This is a genomic window from Egibacteraceae bacterium, from assembly GCA_040905805.1.
In the GTDB taxonomy this organism is placed as follows: Bacteria; Actinomycetota; Nitriliruptoria; order Euzebyales; family Egibacteraceae; genus DATLGH01.
On the sequence record JBBDQS010000094.1, the window covers coordinates 22,367 to 28,489 of the forward strand.

At 73.7% G+C, this 6,123-nt stretch carries 8 protein-coding genes; 1 reads left to right on the top strand and 7 read right to left on the bottom strand.

Going from position 1 to position 6,123, the window contains the following annotated elements; genetic code table 11:
• Positions 1-51 precede the first annotated feature (51 nt).
• Positions 52-471 carry a helix-turn-helix domain-containing protein gene (locus tag WD250_10695; protein MEX2620676.1) on the top strand — a complete coding sequence of 140 codons (420 nt, stop codon included), beginning with the start codon at positions 52-54 and terminating at the stop codon, positions 469-471.
• An 86-nt stretch (positions 472-557) separates the two neighbouring features.
• Here WD250_10695 and WD250_10700 read toward each other — a convergent pair whose 3' ends face one another.
• The 7 genes from WD250_10700 to ybeY all read right to left on the bottom strand — a co-directional run.
• On the bottom strand, positions 558-992 hold the full coding sequence (locus tag WD250_10700) for a HepT-like ribonuclease domain-containing protein (GenBank protein MEX2620677.1): 435 nt from the start codon (positions 990-992) through the stop codon (positions 558-560).
• Positions 992-1,417 (bottom strand): nucleotidyltransferase domain-containing protein, encoded by a 426-nt coding sequence (locus WD250_10705; protein ID MEX2620678.1) that lies wholly within the window; start codon positions 1,415-1,417, stop codon positions 992-994. Before WD250_10705 ends, WD250_10700 begins: the two co-directional genes overlap by 1 nt.
• Before the next feature lie 223 nt (positions 1,418-1,640).
• On the bottom strand, positions 1,641-2,624 hold the full coding sequence (locus tag WD250_10710; protein MEX2620679.1) for a carbohydrate kinase family protein: 984 nt from the start codon (positions 2,622-2,624) through the stop codon (positions 1,641-1,643).
• Positions 2,625-2,711: 87 nt separating this feature from the next.
• Positions 2,712-3,872, bottom strand: a complete 1,161-nt coding sequence (locus WD250_10715) for a fibronectin type III domain-containing protein (GenBank protein ID MEX2620680.1) — start codon at positions 3,870-3,872, stop codon at positions 2,712-2,714.
• Between the two features lie 253 nt (positions 3,873-4,125).
• Positions 4,126-4,545: a cytidine deaminase gene (locus tag WD250_10720; protein MEX2620681.1), complete on the bottom strand. Its 420-nt coding sequence runs from the start codon at positions 4,543-4,545 to the stop codon at positions 4,126-4,128.
• Complete coding sequence (locus WD250_10725; GenBank protein MEX2620682.1) at positions 4,542-5,834, bottom strand: hemolysin family protein; 1,293 nt, start codon at positions 5,832-5,834, stop codon at positions 4,542-4,544. Before WD250_10725 ends, WD250_10720 begins: the two co-directional genes overlap by 4 nt.
• A partial coding sequence (gene ybeY / locus WD250_10730; protein ID MEX2620683.1) for an rRNA maturation RNase YbeY occupies positions 5,831-6,123 on the bottom strand: 293 nt, incomplete at its 5' end. The genes ybeY and WD250_10725, both read right to left, overlap by 4 nt.

Genomic DNA, 6,123 nt, shown 5'->3' on the forward strand with positions numbered 1-6,123 from the left:
TGCTACTCGCTAGCCAACAACGGTGCCTGTCGCGGTGGGTAGGCTGACCGCATGGACACGGACCCGTCCCCGCTGGCGGCAGCGCTCGCGCGGGTGGGCGACCGCTGGAGTCTGCTGATCGTGGCGGCGCTGCTGGACGGCCCCCGCCGGTTCAACGACCTCCAGGGGGCGGTCGCCGGCATCGCCCCGAACATCCTGTCGCGGCGGCTGGCCGACCTGGAGCGCGAGGGCGTGCTCGGGTCCGCGCCGTACTCGACGCGACCCCTGCGGGTGACCTACGAGCTGACGGCCGCGGGCCATGAGCTGGCCAGCGCGCTGCGTCTGCTGGCCCAGTGGGGGGCGGCCCACGCCGACACCGACGAGGCCATCCGCCACGAGGCCTGCGGCACCCCCGTGCAGGCCGTCTGGTACTGCCCGACCTGCGCACGCCCGGTCGACGAGGACGAAGCCAGCGACCTCAGCTACGTGTAGGCGCGCTTGCATTGCGACCCGTTGGGGACGTCATGGCGCAACGGCACCGTGTCGCCAGCGGGACCGTGGACGCGGCGCGCCGGCACTCAGTTCTCTGGGGGCAGTGCGCCCGCCAGGCCCCCGACGACGCGCCGGTAGGCGGCCAGGTCGGCGGGACGCGACCGTAGGATCTCCAGCACGCGACCGTCGTCCACATCGGCGTAGCCGTGCACCAGCAGGTTGCGGAAGCGCGCGGCGTTCGCCATGGAGCCCGCCAGCTCGTCATCGAGCAGACCGTGCTCGTGCAAGATGTGGAAGGCGTCGGCGAACGACTCCGGAATTCGCAGACCCTCCGAGGAGATCACGTGCTCGGCAGCGTCGATCGCGGCCTCGATCGCCACGACGAACGCGTACTTGACCGCACGAATCGTCGTCGGGTCGGTGCGCAGCACGTCGTCGTCACGCTCCGCCAGGGTCGCGAGCACCTCCAGCTCGGTCGCCATCGCCGCGAGCAGGCGGTGCAGCCTGGCCGTGTCGACCATCAGGCGTCGCCCCGGGCGATGGCTGCCAGGCGCTGCTGGCGCAACGGTCGCGCGTGCTGCTCGAAGTCGTGGAACTGGCGGAACGTGAGGCTTTCGTAGCGCACCCGCGCCGGCTCGTCGCGGACGAACAGCACCTGGCGCTCGGCGAGCACCCGGCCGGCCAGCGCGATGCGCGCGTCATTCAACACGAGCAAGGCCTCGACGGGGCCGACCCGGCAGGCGCGTTCGAGGGTGCCAGCCAGCCGCAGTGACAGGTCGAGGCGCTGGTCGGGGGGCACCGCCTCGTCGAGGTACACCGCCACGTCCACGTCGCTGCGCGGGTGCGTCCGCCCGGTGGCCTGGGACCCGAACAGGTAGGCGAACAGCACGGGGGTGTCGGCGAACACCTCCCGTGCGACATCGCGCAGCGGCTGCAGCACGTCCATCGGGTCATCGTAGGACCCAGGTGCGTGACCCCGCCGCGTCTCGCGCCGGCGCCCGTCGTGCTCACCCTGACCGCCGCAGGCAGGAACGCCAGCCGAGCACGCTGCGCCCGGCCACGCGCGCGGGAAGGTGGCCTGGCCACGCGACCACCGCCAGGGTGGTGCACTGGCCCGGCCACGCGCGCGGCGGCGCGCCCGGCGGTCGCCAGAAACCCGCCGTCACACGTCAGCGCAGGTGCGCCGCGACCTCGTCGGCAGCATCCTGTCCGTACGCGTCGGCCATGCGGGCTACGAAGCTCGGCGGGTCCACGCGGTACTCCTGGGTGCCGACGGACTCGAGCACGCGGGTGGCCAGCACCGCACCAGTCTGGGCGCTGCGCTGCAGGTCCAGGCCCCATGCACGACCGGTCAGGAACCCGGCGCGGAACGCGTCGCCGACGCCGGTGGGCTCCAGGTGCGCGCCGTCGTCGGGCACCACCGCGGGCACCTCGACGGGGGCCTCACCGGCCTGCTCGATCAGGCAGCCCTTGGCGCCCAGGGTGGTGACCCGCACGCCGACCCGGGCGAGGACCTCGTCGGCGGACCACCCGGTCTTCTTCTCGCACAGCGACCGCTCGTAGTCGTTGGCGATGAAGTAGGCCGCACCGTCGACCAGGGCGCGGATCTGCTCGCCCTCGAGGCGGGCGAGCTGCTGGCTCGGGTCGGCCACGACGGCGATCGAGCGGGCCTTGGCCTCCTCGGTGTGGCGCAGCATCGCCTCCGGGTCGTTCGGGGAGACGACGACGATGTCGAGGCCGCCGAGACGCGCCTGGATGGGCCCGAGCTCGATGTCGCGAGCCTCGACCATCGCCCCGGCGTAGAAGGAGGCGAGCTGCGCCTCGTCCTGGTCGGTCGTGCAGAGGAACCGGGCGGTGTGGCGGTCCTCGGAGAAGTGCACCGAGGCCGTGTCGACCCCGTGTCGCTGCAGCCACGACTCGTAGTCGTCGGAGAAGTCATGACCGGTCGCGCCCACCAGCGCCGGGCGCAAGCCGAGCTGGGCCATCCCGAAGCAGATGTTGGCGGCCACACCCCCGCGGCGCACCTCGAGCTCGTCCACCAGGAAGCTGAGACTCAGCCGTTCGAGCTGGTCGGCGTCGATGAGCTCGGCGAACTTGCCGGGAAAGGTCATGAGGTAGTCGGTGGCGATGCTGCCGGTGACCGCGATGCGCACGAAGGGTTCCTCGTTTCGGGTAGGGGTCCATGGCACCCTACCGTCCCTGCCGGGGGCCGTTCCATTCGAGGCCGCACCGAGGGTGGCCTAGCTCGGGGGTGTGCGCGACCAGTCGCGCGTACCGCGCCACGCCTCGCTGCCACCCGGGCGGGGACCGGCCGACAACCGGACCTGCAGGGGCCTTCCGGCCGCGGGCGGCGGACGGTGGGTGATGCGGTGCGCCCGGATCGCGAAGAGTGCGACCAGGCACAGCGCCACCAGGCGGACCGCGTCGCCGCCGAGGAACGGGGGTGCGTCGAGGGCGACCTCCAGCGGGCCGCCCAGGGCGAGCTCCTCCGCGCTCGCGCCCCCCTCCGGTCCGGCGACCTGGGGCTGGGGTCCGAAGGCGCCGGAATCGGCGACCTGTGGCGCGAGCACCGACATCTCCGGCAGGGACATGCCCTGCGTCCCGGAGCGCAGCCGTGCGGAGATCCCGCCACTGGTGGGCGGCGCCGGTGCCACACCGGTGGTGGCCTCGCCCGGGCCGCCCTCGGCGGCGCCTGCCACACCGGGCGGGGCGAGCACCGCCACACCCTCGGCCCACGGGCCTGGCAGGGGCTGCCCGCTGCCGCCGGCGCGCACCGCCCGCACCCGGTAGCGGTGGTCGCCCGGGGGCAGGCCGACATCGGTGTGGGCGAGCTGGCCGGCACCCGCCGTGAGCAGGCCTTCGAACCCGGCGCCCGCCAGCGCCCGCTGCACCTCGTAACCGGTGACGTCGGGCACGCCCGCGGCGCTCCACGTCAGCGCTGCGGCGTCGCTGTGGCCGGCGACCGGCGCGACCTGCAGCGCGATGCCCGGGGCCGCGACGTTGAGCAGCACGTCGTGGCCGGTCCACTCGCCCATGGAGCCGGAGAGCTGGGCCCGTCCCTCGACCCGGGCCGGCCCGTTCGGCAGGCCGCCGAGATCCAGGGAGCCGGCGAAGCGGCTGCCGCCGGCGATCGACTCCGGTCCCGCAAGATCCACGGTACGGGTCTGGCCGGCGGCGATGATCCGCGCTTGCGCGGCGTCAGCCGAGCCGAGTCCCCGCACCTCGACCACCACCCGACCGTCGCTGATCGCCGCGCCGCCGCCCGGGTGGGCGACGGAGACCGAGGTCAGCAGCTGGGCGCCTGCAGGCGCCGTGGTGACACCCAGGACGGCGCAAACCAGGGCCAGCGTGGCGAGCGCCCCGAGCCACCGGCGCCCCACCTGCGAGCGTGGCTGGGTCACCCCCACCCCAATGCCGCGTGCGTGCCCACCAGTCATGACCTGCAACGGTACACAACCCACGCCGCCACCGACATCCCTCATGTACCTGCGCCCGACCACTACCCACAAGATGGCCCCCGCAGCGTGCGCCTGGCGCACCCTGGCGCCGACGCTGCTGACCGCCCCATCGGGGCTGTAACCGCGAGTAACGCGAGTTCCGGCAGGGTTACTCGCGGTTGCACCCCGCGGGGTGGGTCCGCGGCGGGCCCCGGTCTCAGGGCAGGCGGAAAGCGTGGGGCAGCAGGTCGCGCCCGAGGTGGTAGGTGACCGCGGGGCCCACCGCACCCGCCGCGTGCACGGTCAGGTCGGGCGCGAGCTCGTGGAGGGCCTGGCGGCACATCCCGCAGGGCACGCACGGACCGGCGCCCTCGCCGGCGACCGCGATGGCGACCAGCGCCGACGTCCCCGCGGTCACCGCCGCGGCGAGCGCGGCCCGCTCCGCGCACATCCCGGCCGGGGACGCCGCGTTCTCCACGTTCACGCCGAGGAACACCTGGCCGTCCCCGGCCAGGAGCGCCGCACCCACCGCGAACCCGGAGTGGGGGGCATGGGCGTTGACGCGCACCGATCGGGCCTGCTCGACGAGCGCCGCCCGTCCCGCCTCCCCCACCGGTCCGGCTTGGGCCCCGCTCATCCCCCCCGACCCGCCTGATGCTCCTCCACCGGCGCGTGCGGCCGGCGCTCGACGAGCACCTTGGCGATCCGTCGGCCGGTCATCCGCTCGGCCGTGAGGTGCAGCCCGTCGCACTCGACGCACTCGCCGGGGGTGGCGACGTGGCCGAGCAGCCCGAACAGCAGGCCGCCGACGGTGTCCCACTCCTCGTCGGGCAGGTCGGTGGCCAGCAGGTCGTTGAGCTCGTTCACCGACAGCCGGGCGTCGACCCGCCACCGGTCGGCCTCGAGGTTCTCGACGAGGATCTCCTCGCGGTCGTACTCGTCGACGATCTCGCCGACGATCTCCTCCAGGACGTCCTCGATGGTGACCAGGCCGGCGGTGGCCCCGTACTCGTCCACGACCACCGCCAGGTGCACCTTCTGGGCCTGCAGCTCCCGCAGGAGCGCGTCCACGGGCTTCAGCTCCGGCACGAAGTAGGGGGGGCGCATCAGGTCCTCCCACGGTCCGTCCTCGTCGCCCCTCGCGTGCAGGCGACGCAGGACGTCCTTGGCGTAGATCAGCCCGACGATGGTGTCGCGCTCCTCGCGGTACACCGGCAGCCGCGAGTGGCCGGCCCGCAGGATGGTGTCGAGGACCGTGCGCAGCGGGCTGTCGGCGGACACCATCACCATGTCGGGGCGCGGCACCATGATCTCGCGCACGACCGTGTCGCCCAGCTCGAAGATCGAGTGGATCATCTCGCGCTCGGTCGACTCGATGACCTCGTCGGACTCGGCCACGTCGATCATCTCGCGCAGCTCGTCCTCGGTCACGAACGGCCCCTGGGCCAGGCCCTTGCCCGGCGCCAGGACATTGCCCACGCGGATGAGGGCCCCGGCCAGCGGGGCCAGCGGCCGGGTCAGCAGGGACACGACCCTGGCGGTGGCGCAGGCGACCCGGTCGGGGCGCTGCAGCGCCAGCGTCTTGGGGGCGACCTCCGCGCCGACGTACAGCGCTGTCGTGACCACCACCACCGCCACGGCGACGCCGAGGCCGTCCCGCAGGTTGCCCACGGCCACGGCCGCGACCAGCACGGCGGCGGTCACCTGCACGCCCAGTGCCAGCAGCGCGAGCAGGTTCAGGGTCCGGGCGGGGTCGGCCATCAGCTTCACGAGCGCACCCGACCCCCGGTTGCCCTCGTCGTCGGCGAGCTTCAGCGCCCGGTGCAGGGTCATCCGCGACAGCGCGGTCTGGGCCGCGGCGAAGTAGGCCGCCACTGGCACGAGCAGGAACACCGTCGCGAGCATCCACCCCTCGGTCGTGGTCACGTGGACCGGCTCCGAAACGACGCGAGCAGCGCGTCGGTCAGCCCGAACATCTCCGTCTGCTCGGCGGCGTCGACGTGGTCGTAGCCGAGCAGGTGCAGGATGCCGTGCACGAGCAGCAGGTCGAGCTCGTCAGCCGCTGGTGCGTCGCGCTCGGCCGCCTGCTGCGCGGCCACCGCCGGGCACAGGACCACGTCACCGAGCACCATCGCCTCGCCGCCCCCGGGTGAGTCGGCGGCGTCCATGGGGAACGCGAGCACGTCGGTCGGGGCGTGCTCGTCGAGGTGGGGGG